The sequence below is a fragment of the Serratia sp. JKS000199 genome (genome assembly GCF_900215455.1).
Lineage (GTDB): Bacteria > Pseudomonadota > Gammaproteobacteria > Enterobacterales > Enterobacteriaceae > Serratia > Serratia ureilytica.
Genome location: NZ_LT907843.1, coordinates 4,573,698 through 4,592,233 on the forward strand (window position 1 = coordinate 4,573,698; position 18,536 = coordinate 4,592,233).

General features: G+C 61.9%; 16 protein-coding genes. 9 read left to right on the forward strand and 7 right to left on the reverse strand.

Annotated elements, in window-relative coordinates; translation table 11 throughout:
- The first annotated feature begins 39 nt into the window (after window positions 1-39).
- Window positions 40-2,202 carry a DNA helicase II gene (gene uvrD, locus CPH57_RS21635; RefSeq protein ID WP_038874108.1) on the forward strand — a complete coding sequence of 721 codons (2,163 nt, stop codon included), beginning with the start codon at window positions 40-42 and terminating at the stop codon, window positions 2,200-2,202.
- Window positions 2,203-2,247: 45 nt separating this feature from the next.
- Here uvrD and CPH57_RS21640 read toward each other — a convergent pair whose 3' ends face one another.
- A complete protein-coding gene (locus CPH57_RS21640; RefSeq protein ID WP_025160392.1) occupies window positions 2,248-2,721 on the reverse strand; it encodes a WbuC family cupin fold metalloprotein in 474 nt (157 codons plus the stop codon).
- A gap of 446 nt (window positions 2,722-3,167) precedes the next feature.
- On the opposite strand from CPH57_RS21640, the gene corA reads away from it, so the two are divergent.
- A complete protein-coding gene (corA, locus tag CPH57_RS21645) occupies window positions 3,168-4,118 on the forward strand; it encodes a magnesium/cobalt transporter CorA (RefSeq protein ID WP_004934262.1) in 951 nt (316 codons plus the stop codon).
- Between the two features lie 16 nt (window positions 4,119-4,134).
- Here corA and rarD read toward each other — a convergent pair whose 3' ends face one another.
- Entirely contained in the window at window positions 4,135-5,022 is an 888-nt protein-coding gene (gene rarD / locus CPH57_RS21650; RefSeq protein ID WP_033645018.1) for an EamA family transporter RarD, read from the reverse strand.
- A 66-nt stretch (window positions 5,023-5,088) separates the two neighbouring features.
- Complete coding sequence (locus CPH57_RS21655; protein WP_033645017.1) at window positions 5,089-5,559, reverse strand: thioesterase family protein; 471 nt, start codon at window positions 5,557-5,559, stop codon at window positions 5,089-5,091.
- 199 nt (window positions 5,560-5,758) lie between these two features.
- Here CPH57_RS21655 and recQ point away from each other — a divergent pair, with 199 nt between their 5' ends.
- Window positions 5,759-7,591, forward strand: a complete 1,833-nt coding sequence (gene recQ / locus CPH57_RS21660; protein ID WP_046688049.1) for an ATP-dependent DNA helicase RecQ — start codon at window positions 5,759-5,761, stop codon at window positions 7,589-7,591.
- A gap of 12 nt (window positions 7,592-7,603) precedes the next feature.
- Window positions 7,604-8,224, forward strand: coding sequence for a threonine export protein RhtC (gene rhtC, locus CPH57_RS21665; RefSeq protein ID WP_033645015.1), 621 nt, complete (start codon window positions 7,604-7,606; stop codon window positions 8,222-8,224).
- 48 nt (window positions 8,225-8,272) lie between these two features.
- Here rhtC and rhtB read toward each other — a convergent pair whose 3' ends face one another.
- On the reverse strand, window positions 8,273-8,893 hold the full coding sequence (rhtB, locus tag CPH57_RS21670; RefSeq protein WP_033645013.1) for a homoserine/homoserine lactone efflux protein: 621 nt from the start codon (window positions 8,891-8,893) through the stop codon (window positions 8,273-8,275).
- A 147-nt stretch (window positions 8,894-9,040) separates the two neighbouring features.
- Here rhtB and pldB point away from each other — a divergent pair, with 147 nt between their 5' ends.
- Window positions 9,041-10,084 (forward strand): lysophospholipase L2, encoded by a 1,044-nt coding sequence (pldB, locus tag CPH57_RS21675; RefSeq protein ID WP_096242712.1) that lies wholly within the window; start codon window positions 9,041-9,043, stop codon window positions 10,082-10,084.
- 4 nt (window positions 10,085-10,088) lie between these two features.
- Window positions 10,089-10,886: a sugar/pyridoxal phosphate phosphatase YigL gene (gene yigL / locus CPH57_RS21680; RefSeq protein WP_033645010.1), complete on the forward strand. Its 798-nt coding sequence runs from the start codon at window positions 10,089-10,091 to the stop codon at window positions 10,884-10,886.
- A gap of 32 nt (window positions 10,887-10,918) precedes the next feature.
- On the opposite strand, the gene glpQ is transcribed toward yigL, so the two are convergent.
- Both glpQ and glpT read right to left on the reverse strand, forming a co-directional pair.
- Window positions 10,919-11,998 carry a glycerophosphodiester phosphodiesterase gene (gene glpQ, locus CPH57_RS21685; protein ID WP_025304882.1) on the reverse strand — a complete coding sequence of 360 codons (1,080 nt, stop codon included), beginning with the start codon at window positions 11,996-11,998 and terminating at the stop codon, window positions 10,919-10,921.
- 82 nt (window positions 11,999-12,080) lie between these two features.
- Window positions 12,081-13,436 carry a glycerol-3-phosphate transporter gene (gene glpT, locus CPH57_RS21690; protein ID WP_033645009.1) on the reverse strand — a complete coding sequence of 452 codons (1,356 nt, stop codon included), beginning with the start codon at window positions 13,434-13,436 and terminating at the stop codon, window positions 12,081-12,083.
- A 364-nt stretch (window positions 13,437-13,800) separates the two neighbouring features.
- Between glpT and glpA the strand changes: the two genes are divergently transcribed.
- Genes glpA through glpC form a run of 3 tightly spaced genes read left to right on the forward strand, consistent with a single transcriptional unit; the run spans window position 13,801 to window position 17,904 of the window.
- Window positions 13,801-15,450: an anaerobic glycerol-3-phosphate dehydrogenase subunit A gene (gene glpA, locus CPH57_RS21700; RefSeq protein ID WP_033645008.1), complete on the forward strand. Its 1,650-nt coding sequence runs from the start codon at window positions 13,801-13,803 to the stop codon at window positions 15,448-15,450.
- Window positions 15,440-16,708 (forward strand): glycerol-3-phosphate dehydrogenase subunit GlpB, encoded by a 1,269-nt coding sequence (glpB, locus tag CPH57_RS21705; RefSeq protein ID WP_089195354.1) that lies wholly within the window; start codon window positions 15,440-15,442, stop codon window positions 16,706-16,708. The genes glpA and glpB overlap by 11 nt, the downstream gene beginning before the upstream one ends.
- Window positions 16,705-17,904 carry an anaerobic glycerol-3-phosphate dehydrogenase subunit GlpC gene (gene glpC, locus CPH57_RS21710; protein WP_033645005.1) on the forward strand — a complete coding sequence of 400 codons (1,200 nt, stop codon included), beginning with the start codon at window positions 16,705-16,707 and terminating at the stop codon, window positions 17,902-17,904. The genes glpB and glpC overlap by 4 nt, the downstream gene beginning before the upstream one ends.
- 35 nt (window positions 17,905-17,939) lie before the next feature.
- Here the strand turns inward: glpC and CPH57_RS21715 are convergent, their stop codons facing one another.
- On the reverse strand, window positions 17,940-18,503 hold the full coding sequence (locus CPH57_RS21715) for a DcrB family lipoprotein (RefSeq protein WP_046688053.1): 564 nt from the start codon (window positions 18,501-18,503) through the stop codon (window positions 17,940-17,942).
- Between the last annotated feature and the right edge of the window lie 33 nt (window positions 18,504-18,536).

Genomic DNA, 18,536 nt, shown 5'->3' on the forward strand with positions numbered 1-18,536 from the left:
CGTCAGCGGCGGGTTTTCCCTTAACCATTAGTGGTGCCTATGGACGTCTCCGATCTGCTCGACAGCCTGAATGAAAAACAACGTGAAGCCGTGGCGGCGCCGCGCAGCAACCTGTTGGTTCTGGCCGGGGCGGGCAGCGGCAAGACCCGGGTACTGGTGCATCGCATCGCCTGGCTGCTGTCGGTGGAGAACTGTTCGCCGTATTCGATCATGGCGGTGACCTTCACCAACAAGGCGGCGGCGGAAATGCGCCACCGTATCGAACATCTGATCGGCACCAGCCAGGGCGGCATGTGGATCGGCACCTTCCACGGCCTGGCGCATCGTCTGTTGCGCGCCCACCATCTGGAAGCCAACCTGCCGCAGGATTTCCAGATCCTCGACAGCGACGACCAGCTGCGGCTGCTCAAGCGCATCATCAAGGCGCTGAACGTCGACGAGAAGCAGTGGCCGCCGCGTCAGGCGATGTGGTACATCAACGGCAAGAAAGACGAGGGCCTGCGGCCACAGCACGTCGAGACCTACAACAACCCGGTAGAGGCCACCTGGCTGCGCATCTACCAGGCCTATCAGGAAGCCTGCGATCGCGCGGGGCTGGTGGATTTCGCCGAGCTGCTGCTGCGCGCGCACGAGCTGTGGCTGAACAAGCCGCATATCCTCAACCACTACCGCGAACGTTTCACCAACGTGCTGGTGGACGAATTCCAGGATACCAACAGCATCCAGTACGCCTGGATCCGTCTGCTGGCGGGCGGCAACAGCAACGTGATGATCGTCGGTGACGATGACCAGTCGATCTACGGTTGGCGCGGCGCGCAGGTGGAAAACATCCAGCGCTTCCTGAAAGATTTCCCCGGCGCGGAAACCATCCGCCTGGAGCAGAACTACCGTTCCACCAGCAACATCCTGAAAGCGGCCAACACCCTGATCGCCAACAACGACGGGCGCATGGGTAAAAACCTGTGGACCGAAGGCGGCGAAGGCGAACCGATCTCCATTTACTGTGCCTTCAACGAACTCGACGAAGCGCGCTTCGTGGTCAACCGCATCAAGACCTGGCAGGACAACGGCGGGGCGCTGAACGACTGCGCCATCCTGTACCGCAGCAACGCCCAGTCGCGCGTGCTGGAAGAGGCGCTGCTGCAGACGGCGATGCCGTACCGCATCTACGGCGGCCAGCGCTTCTTCGAACGCCAGGAAATCAAGGATGCGCTGGCTTACCTGCGCCTCATTTCCAACCGCAACGACGATGCGGCCTTCGAGCGCGTGGTCAACACCCCGACGCGCGGCATCGGCGATCGTACCCTCGACGTGGTGCGCCAGGCGGCGCGCGATCGCCAGCTGACGCTGTGGCAGGCGACGCGCGAGCTGATGCAGGACAAAGTGTTGGCCGGCCGCGCCGCGTCGGCGCTGCAGCGCTTTATCGAACTGGTGGAGTCGCTGGCGCATGAAACCGCCGACATGCCGCTGCACGTGCAGACCGACCGGGTGATCCGCGATTCCGGGCTGTTCATCATGTATGAGCAGGAGAAAGGCGAAAAGGGGCAGGCGCGCATCGAAAACCTTGAGGAACTGGTGACGGCGACGCGCCAGTTCAGCTATCAGGAAGAAGATCAGGATCTGATGCCGCTGCAGGCGTTCCTGTCGCATGCGGCCCTGGAGGCGGGCGAAGGCCAGGCCGACGCCTATCAGGACGCGGTGCAGCTGATGACCCTGCACTCCGCCAAGGGCCTGGAGTTCCCGCTGGTGTTTATCGTCGGCATGGAAGAAGGCATGTTCCCGAGCCAGATGTCGCTGGATGAAGGCGGCCGTCTGGAAGAGGAGCGCCGCCTGGCCTATGTGGGCGTAACGCGCGCCATGCAGAAGCTGACGCTGACCTATGCCGAAACGCGCCGTCTGTACGGTAAAGAGGTTTACCACCGGCCGTCGCGCTTTATCGGCGAGCTGCCGGAAGAGTGTGTGGAAGAAGTGCGCCTGCGCGCCAGCGTATCGCGCCCGGTCAATCACCGCCGCATGGGTACGCCGATCAGCGAGAACGATACTGGTTACAAGCTGGGCCAGCGCGTGCGTCATCCCAAGTTTGGCGAAGGCACCATCGTCAATCTGGAGGGCAGCGGCGAGCACAGCCGGCTGCAGATCGCTTTCCCGGGCGAGGGCATCAAGTGGCTGGTGGCGGCCTACGCTCGCCTGGAAACGGTATAAAGAGAGGGGAGAGTTGCAGGGGCACGCCCCTGCAATCGTTCATTATCAGTGAGGGTAGCGATCGCCGACCTGCGCGGTGGCATACCAGCGCATCACCGCTTCGGTGCCTTCGCCGCCTTCCTGCGGCGCCCATTGCATGCAGTCCTCTTCGGTCAGTGCCTGATACGGGCCCTGCTTCACTTCGAATACCACGCCGCCGGCATCGACCGACAGCACCGCATGCCAGGTAAATGCCGGCATCTCCAGCACTTTGGTTTCTTCGCCGAGCAGGGTGCGCTGCGTCACGACGCCGTCATCGTTGAACTGCAGCACCACAAAACGGCCGCGCAGCGGCGTCAGCAATTCCCAGGTTTGCGGGTGACGGTGCGGGCGGATATAGGTGCCGGGTTCCATGGCGATCGCCAGGCGTTGCACCGGGTCGCTCAACTCTTCGTGTAAAGTGCGGTGCGCGCGCAGGCGGGCCACGCTGGCGGCCTGTTCGCTCATCGCGGTCAGTTCATGGGCGGTAATCTGTTTCATCATTTAAATCCGCATGCTTGTCGTACCATTAGGGTGATGTCATCTTAACAACATTCTTGGTGGCGGTAAGCGATCGCCGCGACTTTTTCAGTACGGTTTAAGCCCCATTTCTGCTATTGATCATCGTGATGATTTGTTGCGCAATTATCCCGCCTAACGTGTTGACAGGCTTTTTCTTCTCGGCGTAACATGCGCGCACTATTATCATTGAGGACAGACGCCTTGGACACACCCAGTAGATACTGGCTCACTGACCTGCGCCGCAGGTATAACTTCTAAGGCTCTCCGTTTTTGCTGATAGCCTTCGTGGTTGTCGGCGACCCCGCAAAGTGTCGCTATGAGTCAGATCTCTTCATGGTCTGAAACAAATCGGTGATACGCATCTCCCTCTGTTTCTGTGCTTCAACGCGTTGTCCGCACCCGTTACCTTCACGGAGTTTTGGCACATGCTGAGCGCTTTTAAATTAGATAACCGCCGCTTGTCCCGTCTGGAACTGGACGACTCAGATGATCTCACGTCATCGCTGTGGGTTGATCTGGTCGAGCCGGAAGAGGGCGAGCGTGAGCGCGTGCAGAATGAGCTGGGACAAAGCCTGGCGACGCGTCCTGAACTGGACGACATCGAAGCCTCCGCCCGTTTCTTCGAAGACGAAGACGGTCTGCATATCCACTCCTTCTTCTACTTTGAAGATGCGGAAGATCATGCCGGCAACTCCACGGTGGCGTTCACCATCCGCGACGGGCGTCTGTATACCCTGCGCGAGCGCGAACTGCCGGCGTTCCGCCTGTACCGCATGCGCGCCCGCAACCAGACGATGCTCGAAGGCAACGCTTACGAACTGCTGCTGGATCTGTTCGAGACCAAGATTGAACAGCTGGCGGACGAGATAGAGAATATCTACAGCGATCTGGAACAGCTCAGCCGGGTGATCATGGAAGGGCATCAGGGCGACGAATACGACGCCGCGCTCTCGACGCTGGCGGAGCTGGAAGATATCGGCTGGAAGGTGCGTTTGTGCCTGATGGATACCCAGCGCGCGCTCAACTTCCTGGTGCGCAAGGCGCGTTTGCCGACCGGCCAGCTGGAGCAGGCGCGTGAAGTGCTGCGCGACATCGAATCCCTGCTGCCGCACAACGAATCGCTGTTCCAGAAGGTGAACTTCCTGATGCAGGCGGCGATGGGCTTCATCAACATCGAACAGAACCGCATCATCAAGATCTTCTCGGTGGTGTCGGTGGTGTTCCTGCCGCCTACGCTGGTGGCTTCCAGCTACGGCATGAACTTTGAATTCATGCCGGAACTGAAATGGTCGTTCGGCTACCCGGGGGCGATCACGCTGATGATTCTGGCGGGCCTGGCCCCTTACCTGTACTTCAAGCGCAAGAACTGGCTGTAACCCGGCGGCGCCGGGCTCAGCGCAGCTTGCGCTGGGTATAGAGCGCGTCGAGGGTGAACAGGATCAGCGCCGCCCAGATAAAGCCGAAGGTCACCAGCTTGTCCTGGCCGACGGTCTCGCCGTAGAAGGTGACCGCCAGCAGGAACATCAGCGTCGGGCCGAGATACTGGAAGAAACCGAGCGTCGACAGGCGCAGCCGGGTAGCCGCCGCGGTGAAGCACAGCAGCGGCACGGTGGTGACGATGCCGGCGGCGACCAGCAGCAGGTTCAGCGACCACGGGTTGGCGCTCAGGTGGCTGGTGGGGCTGTCGGCGAACAGGAACAGATAGGCCGCCGCCACCGGCAGCAGCCACAGCGTTTCAATCAGCATGCCGGTCTGCGCGTCGATGGCGATTTTCTTGCGCAGCAGGCCGTAGAAGGCAAAGCTGAACGCCAGCCCCAGACCGATGATCGGCAACGACCCGAACTGCCAGAGCTGCACCAGCACCCCGGTGAACGCCAGCGCCACCGCCACCCACTGCATGCGGCGGAAACGTTCGCCGAGAAACAGCATCCCCAACAGCACGTTAACCAGCGGGTTGATGAAGTAGCCCAGGCTGGCTTCCAGCATATGGTGATTGTTCACCGCCCAGATGAACAGCAGCCAGTTGCCGCCGATCAACAGCGCGGTGACCGCCAGCAACAGCAGCCGTTTGCGATTTTGGCAGGCGGCGCGCACTTTAGGCCAGTTGCGGCCCAGCGTGATCAGCGCCAGCATGAAGAAAAATGACCAGATGATCCTGTGGGTGAGGATCTCATCCGCGGACACTTGCTGGATCAGTTTGAAATAAGCCGGGGCGATGCCCCACATAAAATAGGCGGCCAGGGCAAAGAAAATGCCCTGACGCGTTTGCTTTGCGTCCATGACGTCACTCTGGTGGGGAACTTAAGATGCGGTGAGTGTACTGAAGACGCTCACCGCACACAATCATCAGCCGACCAGGTAGGTGGCGGTGGCGGTCGCGATATGCAGGCCGTCGTGGTTATGCAGTTCTACGCGCGCGACGGCGACTTTGTTGCCGCTGCGCAGCACGCTGGCGGAGGCGACGAAGTGCTCGCCGCGGCCGGGGCGCAGGTAGTCGACGCGCAGGTCGATGGTGCCCATGCGCGACAGCTTGGCGGCGATCTCCTCTTCGACCAGCGGCTCCAGGCGCGTCAGCACGCCGCCGGCGCAGGCCAGCCCGGCGGCGACGTCGAGCACGGCGGCGATCACGCCGCCATGCAGAATTTCCTGCGCGGCGTTGCCGACCAGCTTGCGCTGGTTGGTGAAGCTCAGCTCGACGTAGTCATCGTCGAAGCGGCGCAGCTCCAGGCCAAGCTCGCGGTTGAACGGCATGTGGTAGACAAAAATTTCGCCGATCTTGCGGCGGGCGGCTTCCAGGGTCAGTGGTGTTGTCGACATAGCGGGTTTCCGTTTTTCTTTTGCGTTTTAAGGGAGCTAACTGGTCAGTCCAGGTTAATGGAATGTTGATTTTATGCTTAACCTTTGTTGCTTGCCAGCCCGTTTAGGCAAAAGAGTCACGCGCGCGTTGGTGTCATGCTGAACGATATTGTGTAATCATACCCGGTGGGTGTGTACCGATGAAAAAATGGGGAAGTGTGTGTCAACCGCAGCAGTGATTAACAGAGAGTTGCTGGCCGAGCAGGTATTGCGCGATACCTTCGGCTACCAGCAATTCCGTCCGGGGCAGCAAACGATTATCAATGCCGCGATCGGCGGGCAGGATTGCCTGGTGGTGATGCCGACCGGCGGCGGCAAGTCGTTGTGTTACCAAATCCCTGCGCTGGTGATGGACGGCCTGACGCTGGTCGTTTCTCCGCTGATCTCGCTGATGAAGGATCAGGTCGACCAACTGTTGGCCTACGGCGTTTCCGCCGCCTGCTACAACTCGACGCAAACCCGCGAGGAGCAGCTGGACGTCATGGCCGGCTGCCGCAACGGCACCATCAAGATGCTGTACATCGCGCCGGAGCGGCTGATGATGGAAAGCTTCCTCAACCTGCTCGATCACTGCCCGCCGGCGATGCTGGCGGTGGATGAGGCGCACTGCATCTCCCAATGGGGCCACGACTTCCGGCCGGAATACCGCGCGCTGGGGCAGTTGAAACAGCGCTTCCCGTCGATGCCGGTGATCGCGTTGACCGCCACTGCCGACGAAGCCACGCGCGGCGATATCGTGCGTCTGCTGTCGCTGCAGGATCCGCTGGTGCAGGTCAGCAGCTTCGACCGACCGAACATCCGCTACACGCTGGTGGAAAAATTCAAACCGCTCGACCAGCTGTGGCGCTTCGTGCAGGATCAGCGCGGCAAGAGCGGCATTATCTATTGCAACAGCCGCGCCAAGGTGGAAGACACCGCCGCGCGCCTGCAAAGCCGCGGGCTGAGCGTCGGCGCTTACCACGCGGGGCTGGACAACGATCGCCGCGCCCAGGTGCAGGAGGCGTTCCAGCGTGACGATCTGCAGGTGGTGGTGGCCACCGTCGCCTTCGGCATGGGCATTAACAAACCCAACGTGCGTTTTGTGGTGCATTTCGACATCCCGCGCAATATCGAATCCTATTATCAGGAGACCGGCCGCGCCGGGCGCGACGGCCTGCCGGCCGAAGCCATCCTGCTGTACGATCCCGCCGACATGGCCTGGCTGCGCCGCTGTCTGGAGGAGAAACCCGCCGGGCAACAGCTGGACATCGAGCGTCACAAGCTGAACGCCATGGGCGCTTTCGCCGAGGCGCAAACCTGCCGTCGCCTGGTGCTGCTCAATTACTTCGGCGAAGGCAAGCACGAAAACTGCGGCAACTGCGATATCTGCCTCGATCCGCCCAAGCGCTACGACGGGCTGGAGGACGCACGCAAGGCGCTGTCTTGCGTGTACCGCGTCGGCCAGCGCTTCGGCCTCGGGTACATCGTGGAAGTGCTGCGCGGATCCAACAATCAGCGCATTCGCGAATACGGTCACGACAAGCTGCCGGTGTACGGCATTGGCCGCGATCAAACCACGGAGCACTGGACCAGCGTGCTGCGTCAGCTGATCCACCTGGGCTTTATCACCCAGAACATCGCCATGCACTCGGCGCTGCAATTGACCGAGGCGGCGCGTCCGGTGTTGCGCGGCGAGGTGGCGCTGCAGCTGGCGGTGCCGCGCATTCAGAGCCTGAAGTCGCGCAGCAGCGCCAACCAGAAATCCTACGGCGGCAATTACGATCGCAAGCTGTTCGCCAAGCTGCGCAAACTGCGCAAGTCGATCGCCGACGAAGAAAACATTCCACCCTACGTGGTGTTCAACGACGCCACGCTGCTGGAAATGGCCGAACAGATGCCGATCAAGGCCGGCGATCTGCTGAGCGTCAACGGCGTGGGGCAGCGCAAACTGGAGCGTTTCGGCGCGCCCTTTATGGCGATGATCCGCGACCATCTCGACAATGACGAAGACTGAGGGCGATAAATCATGCTGATGCTGTTTCTCACCGTGGCGCTGGTGCATCTGATTGCGCTGATGAGCCCGGGGCCGGACTTCTTTTTCGTGTCGCAGACCGCCGCCAGCCGCTCGCGCCGCGAGGCGATGATGGGCGTGGTCGGCATTTCGCTCGGCATCGTGGTATGGGCCGGCGTGGCGTTGATGGGGCTGCATCTGATCCTGCAGAAGATGGCCTGGCTGCATCAGATAATCATGGTCGGCGGCGGCATTTACCTGTGCTGGATGGGGTGGCAACTGCTGCGTTCCGCGCGGGCGCAGCAAGCTCCGCCGGCGGCAGAGGCCCAGGTGGCGTTGCCGAAGGCCGGGCGCAGCTTTATTCGCGGCTTCTTGACCAACCTGTCCAACCCGAAAGCGGTGATCTATTTCGGCAGCGTGTTCTCGCTGTTCGTCGGCGACAGCGTCGGCGCCGGGGCGCGTTGGGGGCTGTTCTTGCTGATCGTCGCCGAGACCTTCGTCTGGTTCAGCCTGGTGGCGGTGGTGTTCGCGCTGCCGGCGATGCGCCGCGGTTATCAGCGGTTGGCCAAGTGGATAGACGGGGTGGCTGGCGTGCTGTTTACTGGCTTCGGGTTACACCTGATCTTTACCCGCTAACCGGCATTGAAATGCCCAAGGCCGAGCAGCGATGCCCGGCCTTTTTTGTCAGGCTTTGCGGGCGGTCGCCAGCAGCCCCGCCACCAAAATGAACAGCGAACCGAACACCCGGTTGAGCAGCTGCATTTGACGCGGGGTCTTCAGCCAGCCGGCGATGCGCGTCGCCAGGGTGGCGTAACCGATCATCACCAGAATATCCACCACCACGGTGGTGACGCCGAGCACCAGATACTGTTCGGCCTGCGGCTGATGGGGCAAGATGAACTGCGGGAACAGCGCGGCGAGGAACACGATGCTTTTCGGGTTGGTCAGGTTGACCAGCACTGCGCGGCGGAACAGGCGGCGGCGCGGCATGCTGCCCGCCAGCGCATGCAGATCCAGCGCGCCGGCGGCGCGCCATTGCTGGATGCCGAGCCACACCAGGTAGGCGGCGCCCAGCCATTTCAGCAGCTCGAACGCCAGCAGCGATTGCGATATCAGCGCGCCGAGGCCGATGCCCACCAGCACGATGTGCGCGCTCAGCCCGACCTGCAGCCCGGCGATTGACGCGGCGGCGCCGCGATAGCCGTGGCTGATGCCGGTGCTCATGGTGTTGATGGCGCCGGATCCGGGGGACAGGCTAAGGATAAGCGTGGTCAGCAGGTAGGTTAACCACCAGTCCAAGGTCATGGTTCTCGGCTCCCTGAAAGTGTCGTTTTGTGCCACAATGCGCCGAGGCGGCGCCGTTTTTTGTCAGAATTGAATCACAATACGCTAGTATGATTTCTTGTGCCAGCGGTCACATTTTCCGCCGGCTCCACAGGGAAAACGCTCTCGATGACCTCGTTCACTCTCAGCTCCGATGACTGGTTAACGCGTGAAACGCAGTTCGCTGCCTTCGCCACCGGGCCGCTGCTGGATTTCTGGCGGCAGCGCGAAGAAGGCGAGTTCAGCGGCGTGGACGGCGTGCCGATCCGCTTTGTGCGCTTCCGTTCCGCGCGGCATCAGCGGGTGGTGGTGGTCAGCCCCGGCCGCATCGAAAGCTACGTGAAATACCCTGAGGTGGCCTACGACCTGTTCCACTGCGGTTACGACGTGGTGATCGTCGATCATCGCGGCCAGGGGCGCTCCGGGCGTTTACTGGCGGATAGGCACCGCGGTCATGTGGTAAACTTTGCCGACTACGTGGACGATTTCGAGCAGCTGTGGCTGCACGAGGTCGAGTCGCGCGGTTACCGGCAGCGTTTCGCGCTGGCGCATTCGATGGGCGGCGCGATCCTGGCGCAGTTCCTGCAGCGCCGGCCGCAGGCGTTCGACGCGGCGGCGTTTTGCGCGCCGATGTTCGGCATCCAGCTGCCGATGCCGGGCTGGCTGGCCGACCGCATTCTCGACTGGGTGGAGACACGCCCGGCGATCCGTGATTATTACGCGGTGGGCACCGGCCAGTGGCGTCCGCTGCCCTATGTGGTCAACGTGTTGACCCACAGCCGCGAGCGCTACCGGCGCAGCCTGCGTTATTACGCCGACTATCCCGAGCTGCAGGTGGGCGGGCCGACTTACCATTGGGTGCGTGAGAGCATCCGCGCTGGCCGGCAGATCATCGCGCAGGCCGGGAAAATCACAACGCCGCTGTTGCTTTTGCAGGCCGGTGAAGAACGGGTGGTCGACAACCGTTCGCACCAGGCTTTTTGTCAGGCTCTGTCAGACGCGGGGCGCCCTTGCGAAGGGGGGCTTCCGTGGGTTATCAACGGCGCACGCCATGAGATCCTGTTCGAGCGGGACGCGATGCGCGCCGAAGCACTGAACGCAATCCTGCGCTTCTTTGCTCAACACTTAGGCGGCGCGCTGCCGCCGACAACTCCATCAGAGGTTAGAACATAACGCTATGTATCACGTCGTCGCTTCCGATTTAGATGGCACGCTGCTGTCTCCCGACCATACCCTGTCGCCGTACGCCAAAGAAACGCTGAAGTTGCTGACCCAGCGCGGCGTGCATTTCGTGTTCGCCACCGGCCGCCACCACATCGACGTGGCGCAGATCCGCGACAGCCTGGAAATCAGCGCCTTTATGATCACCTCCAACGGCGCGCGGGTGCACAACACGGCCGGCGAGCTGATCTTCAGCCATAACCTGGACGGGGATATCGCCCGCGATCTGTACGGCATGCTGCACGACGATCCGCAGATTACCACCAACGTCTACCGCAACGACGATTGGTTTACCAACCGCGAAAGCCCGGAGCAGGAAGAGTACTTCCAGGAGTCGGTGTTCAAATATCAGCTGTTCGAGCCGGGCCTGCTGGAAACCGACGGCGTCTGCAAGGTGTACTTCACCTGTGAAGACCACGAGCGATTGCTGCAGGTGGAAGACGCCATCAACGCCCGCTGGGGTGATCGGGTCAACGTCAGCTTCTCGTTCCCGACCTGCCTGGAAGTGATGGCGGGCGGCGTGTCGAAAGGGCATGCGCTGGAAGAAGTGGCCAAGATCATCGGTTATACGCTGCAAGAGTGCATCGCCTTCGGCGACGGCATGAACGATCTGGAGATGCTGTCGATGGCCGGCAAGGGCTGCATCATGCGCGATGCGCATCAGCGCCTGAAGGATATGCTGCCGGAGCTGGAGGTGATCGGTTCCAATGCCGATAACGCGGTGCCGCACTACCTGCGCAAGATGTTCCTCTGAAATAATCAGGGCGCCTTGCAGCGCCCTTGTTATTACTTGTGCTGGCCCTGCTTCTGCAGGAACTGCACGCCCTTGTCCGGGAAGTCGGTGAACACGCCGTCGACGCCGGCCTGGTTGTAAATCACGTCATACAGCTGGTTTACGTCGGTCACGTACTTCGGCAGCGCATCGGCGCGGATGGTGAACGGGTGCACCGCCAGCTTGCTGGCGTGAGCTTCTTTCACCATGTCGGTCAGCACGATGTGGCCCGGTTTGGATTGATCCGCCACCACCAGCATGTGGTAGTCCGGCCCGATGCCGTCGGCATACTGAGCGATTTTCTTCATCGCGCCCGGTTTGAACATCCAGTCATAGTCGTATTCCACCCACTTGCCGTCGGCTTTCTGCTCGTAGGTTTCCTGCCAGTCGTTGTAGGCGATCAGCTGCACCAGCTTCAGATCCATGCCCAGCTTCGGCTCCAGCTCGTTCTTGATGCGTTTGAGCTCGTTGGCGTCGAAGCACTGCAGGTAGACGTTGTCGTTCTTGCCGGTGTAGCCGTACTGCTTGAGCACCGCCAGCACTTTGCTGGAGATGTCTTTGCCTTCCTGCTTGTGGAACCAAGGCGCTTTGATTTCAGGATAGATGCCGATGTTTTTGCCGGTCGAATGGTTCAGACCCTGTACGAACTCGATCTCTTCCTGGAAGGTGTGGACGCGGAAGTCGGATTTGCCCATCGGGAAGCGGCCAGGGTAGCCCTGTACCTTCTTGCCGTTTTCGATGTCAAAGCCTTCGGTGAACTTCAGCGATTTGATCTCCGCCAGCGTAAAGTCGATGGCGTAATAACGACCGTCTTTTCGTGCGCGGTTCGGGAAACGTTCGGCGACGTCGGTGACGCGATCGAGGTAATGGTCGTGCAGCACCACCAGCTCGTTGTCCTTGGTCATCACCAGATCTTGCTCGAGGTAATCGGCGCCTTGCGCGTAGGCCATCGCCTTCGCCGGCAGGGTGTGTTCCGGCAGGTAGCCGCTGGCACCGCGGTGGGCGATCACCACTTTGTCCGCCGCCTGCGCGGCGCTGACCATTGAGGTGGCGAGAATGATCCCTGTCAGCAGGGCTTTGACTTGAGTCCGCATTCCGTTTTCTCCGTGTTGTTGGGGGCAGGGTAGTAAAAAGGCCGCAGGGCGGCCTTTAAATCATGCAAAAGTCGTGTGACGGTTAGCCGCGCTTGCCGGCAGCGATTTCCGCGTGGTGTTTCTTCTCGTTCAGCATGGTCAGCAGCAGCAGGATAACCGCCAGCACGCCGCCGCCGATCATCACCATGAAGCCGCCGTCCCAACCGAAGAAGTCTACGGTGTAACCGACGATGGCGCTGGCCGCAACCGAGCCGCCCAGGTAGCCGAACAGGCCGGTGAAGCCCGCGGCGGTGCCGGCGGCTTTCTTCGGCGCCAGCTCCAGCGCGTGCAGGCCGATCAGCATCACCGGACCGTAGATCAGGAAGCCGATGACCAGCATACAGATCATATCCACGGTCGGGTTACCGGCCGGGTTCATCCAGAACACCACGGTGGCGATGGTCACCAGCGTCATGAAGAACACGCCGGTGGCGCCGCGGTTGCCTTTGAACACTTTGTCCGACATCCAGCCGCACAGCAGGGTGCCCGGGATACCGGCGTATTCATACAGGAAGTAGGCCCAGGAAGACTTGTCCAGCGCGAAGTGCTTCACTTCTTTCAGGTAGGTCGGCGACCAGTCCAGAATGCCGTAACGCAGCAGGTAGACGAACACGTTGGCGACCGCGATGTACCACAGCAGCTTGTTCGGCAGGATGTACTGCATGAAGATCTGCTTGGCGGTCAGCTCTTCTTCGTCTTTTTCGCTGTAGTCGTCCGGGTAGTCGTTTTTGTACTCTTCAATCGGCGGCAGGCCGCAGGATTGCGGGGTGTCGCGCATCAGGCCGAAGGCGATCAGGGCCACCAGGATGGCGCCGAAGGCCGGCATGTACAGCGCCGCGTGCCAGTCGTTGAACCAGGCCATGCCCAGCAGGAACAGCAGCGGCGGCAGGCCGCCGCCCACGTTGTGGGCGCAGTTCCAGATGGAGACGATGCCGCCGCGTTCTTTCTGCGACCACCAGTGCACCATGGTGCGGCCGCACGGCGGCCAGCCCATGCCCTGGAACCAGCCGCACAGGAACAGCAGGACGAACATGATGGCGATGCTGGAGGTTGCCCACGGCACGAAGCCCATGAACAACATCACCGCCGCCGCCAGGATCAGGCCGGCAGGCAGGAACACTCGCGGGTTGGAACGGTCGGAGACCGAACCCATGATGAATTTGGAGAAGCCGTAGGCGATGGAGATGCCCGACAGCGCGAAGCCGAGGTCACCGCGGCTGAAGCCTTGTTCGATCAGGTAAGGCATGGCCAGGGTGAAGTTCTTACGCACCAGATAGTAGGCGGCGTAACCGAAGAAGATCCCCAGGAAAATTTGCCAGCGCAGCTTACGGTAGAGCGGGTCTACCTTATCGCTCGGCACACGGGCGATGTGTGCGGCCGGCTTAAAAATACTCAACATGAGCGCCTCCGATGGCTTTATCTGTTATCACATCAATATGACCTTTTACGTTCATTTGATGATTGAGCGGATATCGAATGTGGTGTTTTTGTGTTCCATAACGAGCGCCATTGTCATCAAATACGCCTGGTGTCGCTGTGACGAATGGCGCAATTGTTACACTTTCATGAAACCACGGCGGATTTTGAGCGATTCGTTAACGTTATGAAATAGAAAAACGTCCAAAAATCGTGATTATGATCACATTGATGGTTTTTTGTGGACATTTTTATTTCGTTTTATGTTCGTTATTGTTCCTTATCAAACAAAGACCCTAATAACCGTGGCTCAATAGGCTCATAACTACCGATCCTGAGGGAGCGACATGAGCAGCTATTTTGACGGCGGCGAAACGGATGTGATCATCATCGGCGGCGGCGCCACCGGCGCAGGCATTGCCCGCGACTGTGCGCGGCGCGGCTTGCGATGCATTTTGCTGGAGCGCCACGACATCGCCACCGGCGCCACCGGCCGCAACCACGGTTTGCTGCACAGCGGCGCGCGCTATGCGGTGACCGACGGCGAGTCGGCGCGCGAGTGTATCGAAGAGAACCGCATCCTGAAACGCATTGCCCACCACTGCATCGAGCGCACCGATGGGCTGTTCATCACCTTGCCGCAGGACTCGCTGGACTATCAGCAACAGTTTATCGCCGCCTGTCGCCAGGCCGACATCGACGCCGAAGCGATCGACCCGCAGCTGGCGCTGCGCCTGGAGCCGGCGGCCAACCCGGCGCTGATCGGCGCGGTGCGGGTGCCGGACGGCACCGTCGATCCCTTCCGGCTGACCGCCGCCAACATGCTGGACGCGCGCGAGCACGGCGCGCAGATCCTGACCTACCATCAGGTGGTGGGGTTGCTGCGCAGCGGCGATCGGGTGACGGGCGTGCGCGTTTACGACCATCAGAATCAGCGGCGCTATGAGCTGCACGCGCCGGTGGTGGTCAACGCCGCCGGTATCTGGGGCCAGCAGATCGCCGAATACGCCGATTTGCGCATCCGCATGTTCCCGGCCAAGGGAGCGCTGCTGATCCTCGGCCATCGCATCAACAACATGGTGATCAACCGCTGCCGCAAACCGGCGGACGCCGACATCCTGGTGCCGGGCGACACCATCTCGCTGATCGGCACCACCTCGACCCATATCGACTACGACCAAATTGACAACATGCTGGTGACCCCGCAGGAGGTGGACATTCTGATCCGCGAAGGGGCGCTGTTGGCGCCCACCCTGGCGCAGACCCGCATTTTGCGCGCCTATGCCGGGGTGCGGCCGCTGGTGGCCAGCGACGACGATCCCAGCGGGCGCAACGTCAGCCGCGGCATCGTGCTGCTCGATCACGCCGCCCGCGACGGGCTGGAAGGGTTTATCACCATCACCGGCGGCAAGCTGATGACCTACCGCCTGATGGCGGAGTGGGCCACCGACAAGGTATGCGAAAAGCTCGGCGTAAATAGTCCGTGCACCACCGCGCAGGACGCGCTGCCCGGATCCCGTCAGTCGGCGGAGGAAACGGTGCGCAGCGTGGTTTCTCTGCCCGCCAGCATTCGCGGCTCGGCGATCTATCGGCACGGCGATCGCGCCAGCCAGGTGCCGGCGGCCGATCGGCTCGACACCAGCCTGGTGTGCGAATGCGAGGCGGTGACCGCCGGGGAAGTGCGCTATGCGGTCAACTCGCTGACCGTCAATAATCTGGTGGATCTGCGCCGCCGCACCCGTGTCGGCATGGGCACCTGCCAGGGCGAACTCTGCGCCTGCCGCGCCGCCGGGCTGTTGACGCGCTTTAACGTCAGCACGCCGCAGCAATCCATCGCGCAGCTGTCGCAGTTCCTCAACGAACGCTGGAAAGGCGTACGGCCGATCGCCTGGGGCGATGCGCTGCGCGAGAGCGAATTCACCAGTTGGGTTTACCAGGGATTATGCGGGCTTGAAGCCCAGGCCGACCAGGAGCAGGAGGCGGATGATGCGATTTGACGTTGTGGTGATTGGCGGTGGTCTGGCGGGCCTGAGCTGCGCCATTGCCGTGGCCGAACAGGGCAAGCGCTGCGCGGTGGTTAGTTCTGGCCAGAGCGCGCTCTACTTCTCCTCAGGCTCGCTCGATCTGCTGGCGAGATTGCCGGACGGCACGCCGGTCGAGATGCCGCTGGCGGCGTTGCCGCAGCTGGCGCAACAGGCGCCGCAGCATCCGTACGCCCTGATCGGGCCCGGCCGGGTGGCGGCGCTGTCCGCCGCCGCGCAGCGGCTGCTGGAACGCTGCGGGTTGAATCTGCAGGGCGAGGGGGTGAACAACCATCTGCGCATCACGCCGCTCGGTACGCGTCGCGCCACCTGGCTCAGCCCGCAAGCGATCCCGACGCTGCCGCTGACCGGCCAACTGCCGTGGCGGCGTATTGCGGTGATCGGCATCGAAGGGTTCCTCGACTTCCAACCGCAGATGGCCGCCGACGCCCTGAGCCGCGAGCTCGGCGTGCAGACGGACGTGGCCTATCTGCACATGCCGGCGCTGGACAGATTGCGCAATAATCCCAGCGAGTTCCGCGCGGTGAACATCGCCCGGGTACTGGATTTGATGGAAAGCCTGCCGCCGATGGCCGAAGAGCTGCGGCGGCTGGCGGGCGAGGCCGAGGCGCTCTTCCTGCCGGCCTGTCTGGGTCTGGAGGACGACGCGTCGCTGGCGGTGCTGCAGGATGCGGTCGGCAAGCCGATCCGACTGCTGCCGACGTTGCCGCCTTCGGTGCCCGGCATGCGCTTGCATCAGGCGCTGCGGCGGCGTTTCCAGCAGTTGGGCGGCGTTTTCATGCCGGGCGACAGCGTGCTGCGCGCCGAGAGCGAGGCCAGCCGCGTCACCGGTTTGTACACCCGCAACCACGGCGATATTCCGCTGCGGGCGCAGCAGGTGGTGCTGGCCAGCGGCAGCTTCTTCAGCAATGGACTGGTGGCCGATTTCGACGGGGTGCGCGAACCGATCTTCGGGCTGGACGTACACAGTCGGGCGGATCGCGCCGACTGGAGCCGACGCGAGCTGTTCGCGCCGCAGCCTTACCTGCAGTTCGGCGTGCGTACCGACGGCAGGTTGCGGGCGATGAAGCAGGGAGTGCCGTTCGACAACCTGTACGCCATCGGCGCGGTCGCCGGCGGCTACGACCCGCTGCAGCAGGGCTGCGGCGCCGGCGTGTCATTGATCGGCGCGCTGCACGTCGCGCAGCAGATCGCCGCGGAGGAGAACGTATGAGCCTGCATCGGGACCACAGCTTTGAAAGCTGCATCAAATGCACCGTCTGCACCACTTACTGCCCGGTCGCCAAAGTGAACCCGCTTTACCCGGGACCGAAACAGGCGGGGCCGGACGGTGAGCGGCTGCGGCTGAAAGACCCGGCGCTGTACGACGAAGCGCTGAAATACTGCACCAACTGCAAGCGTTGTGAAGTGGCCTGCCCGTCCGACGTCAAAATCGGCGACATCATTCAGCGCGCCCGCGCCGACTTCGCCCAGAGCAAGCCGACGCTGCGCGATGCCATCCTCAGCCATACCGATATCATGGGATCGCTGTCGACGCCGTTTGCGCCGATCGTCAACGCCGCCACCGGGTTGAAACCGGTGCGCAAGCTGCTGGACAAGGCGCTGAAGATCGATCACCGGCGCGAACTGCCGAAATATTCCTTCGGCACCTTCCGCCGCTGGTACCGGCAACAGGCGCAGGCTCAGCAGCGTTACGCCGAGCAGGTGGCATTCTTCCACGGTTGCTTCGTCAACTATAACCACCCGCAGCTGGGCAAGGATTTGGTCCGGGTGTTCAACGCGCTGGATATCGGCGTGCAGCTGCTGAAACGCGAGAAATGCTGCGGCGTGCCGCTGATCGCCAACGGATTTATCGAGCAGGCTAAAAAGCAGGCCAGGGTCAATGCCGAATCGCTGCAGGAAACGGTGCTGGAGCGCGGCATTCCGGTGGTGGCGACCTCATCGAGCTGCACCTTCACCCTGCGTGACGAATACCCTCATCTGCTGGACGTAGACACCACTGCGGTGCGCGATCGGGTGGAGCTGGCGACGCGCTATCTCTATCGCCTGATCAATCAGGGGCGCAGCCTGCCGCTCAAGCGCACGCCGCTGCGGGTGGCTTATCACACGCCTTGCCATATGGAGAAGATGGGCTGGACCGCCTATACCCTGGAGCTGCTGCGGCAGATACCGGGGCTGGAGCTGGTGGTGCTGGATTCGCAGTGCTGCGGCATCGCCGGCACTTACGGGTTCAAATCGGAGAACTACGCCACGTCGCAAGGCATTGGCGCGCCGCTGTTCCGGCAGATAGAAGAGAGCGGAGTGGATCTGGTGGTGACCGACTGCGAAACCTGCAAGTGGCAGATCGAAATGTCCACCAGCAAACGCTGCGAACATCCGATCACCCTGCTGGCGCAGGCGCTGGCATAAAAACGAAAGGGCCGGCAAGCCGGCCCTCTGTGGGATTACTGCTTCAGCTTCAGGGTGGAGATGATGCCTTCGGCTTCAGTCTGCGCCTGCTGCTGATTGTCTGCCGGCAGCGTTACCTGGATGGTCAGCATGTTGTTGTTCAGCGAGCCGATCAGGACGGAAGAATACGCCTTTTCACCGCCGCTGGTGATGATGCTGTCCAGCTGACGCAGCGGCACACCGTTGACGTCGAGCGCTTTGTTGGTGATCACCTGCAGGTTGGCGTCACGCGCGCGCTGGGTGTTCTCCAGGCGCTGGGCCAGGGTCTCCAGGCTGTCTGCGGTCTTGTCGCCCAAGATGACGATCACTGCGCGCTGGCCGGTGCTGTCTGCGTAAACATGCATGTTGTTGGCCTGGTTGCCCAGCTTGCCGCTCTGATCCGCCATGCCGACCGGCAGGGTGAACGCCAGCTTACCGTCCAGCAGGCTCACCTGCTGCCCGGCCGGCGCGCTGGCCGCCGCGCCGTCTGGCGCTGCCTTGGTGTCTTTGGTGTCGCCGTCGCAGGCCGCGAGGCCAAGCGCCAGCAGGCTGATACCCATCAATTTCGCTACTTTACGCATCGGGCTTCCTTCTTCCTTTCCGGTAGGGATTCA

Bases quoted from the DNA above. Each gene is read 5' to 3' on its own strand.
- glpC (WP_033645005.1), top strand. From the start codon at position 16,705: ATGAGCCTGCATCGGGACCACAGCTTTGAAAGCTGCATCAAATGCACC.
- CPH57_RS21715 (WP_046688053.1), bottom strand. From the start codon at position 18,503: ATGCGTAAAGTAGCGAAATTGATGGGTATCAGCCTGCTGGCGCTTGGC.
- glpT (WP_033645009.1), bottom strand. From the start codon at position 13,436: ATGTTGAGTATTTTTAAGCCGGCCGCACACATCGCCCGTGTGCCGAGC.
- glpQ (WP_025304882.1), bottom strand. From the start codon at position 11,998: ATGCGGACTCAAGTCAAAGCCCTGCTGACAGGGATCATTCTCGCCACC.
- CPH57_RS21655 (WP_033645017.1), bottom strand. From the start codon at position 5,559: ATGTCGACAACACCACTGACCCTGGAAGCCGCCCGCCGCAAGATCGGC.
- yigL (WP_033645010.1), top strand. From the start codon at position 10,089: ATGTATCACGTCGTCGCTTCCGATTTAGATGGCACGCTGCTGTCTCCC.
- corA (WP_004934262.1), top strand. From the start codon at position 3,168: ATGCTGAGCGCTTTTAAATTAGATAACCGCCGCTTGTCCCGTCTGGAA.
- rarD (WP_033645018.1), bottom strand. From the start codon at position 5,022: ATGGACGCAAAGCAAACGCGTCAGGGCATTTTCTTTGCCCTGGCCGCC.
- rhtB (WP_033645013.1), bottom strand. From the start codon at position 8,893: ATGACCTTGGACTGGTGGTTAACCTACCTGCTGACCACGCTTATCCTT.
- uvrD (WP_038874108.1), top strand. From the start codon at position 40: ATGGACGTCTCCGATCTGCTCGACAGCCTGAATGAAAAACAACGTGAA.
- CPH57_RS21640 (WP_025160392.1), bottom strand. From the start codon at position 2,721: ATGAAACAGATTACCGCCCATGAACTGACCGCGATGAGCGAACAGGCC.
- glpA (WP_033645008.1), top strand. From the start codon at position 13,801: ATGAGCAGCTATTTTGACGGCGGCGAAACGGATGTGATCATCATCGGC.
- rhtC (WP_033645015.1), top strand. From the start codon at position 7,604: ATGCTGATGCTGTTTCTCACCGTGGCGCTGGTGCATCTGATTGCGCTG.
- pldB (WP_096242712.1), top strand. From the start codon at position 9,041: ATGACCTCGTTCACTCTCAGCTCCGATGACTGGTTAACGCGTGAAACG.
- glpB (WP_089195354.1), top strand. From the start codon at position 15,440: ATGCGATTTGACGTTGTGGTGATTGGCGGTGGTCTGGCGGGCCTGAGC.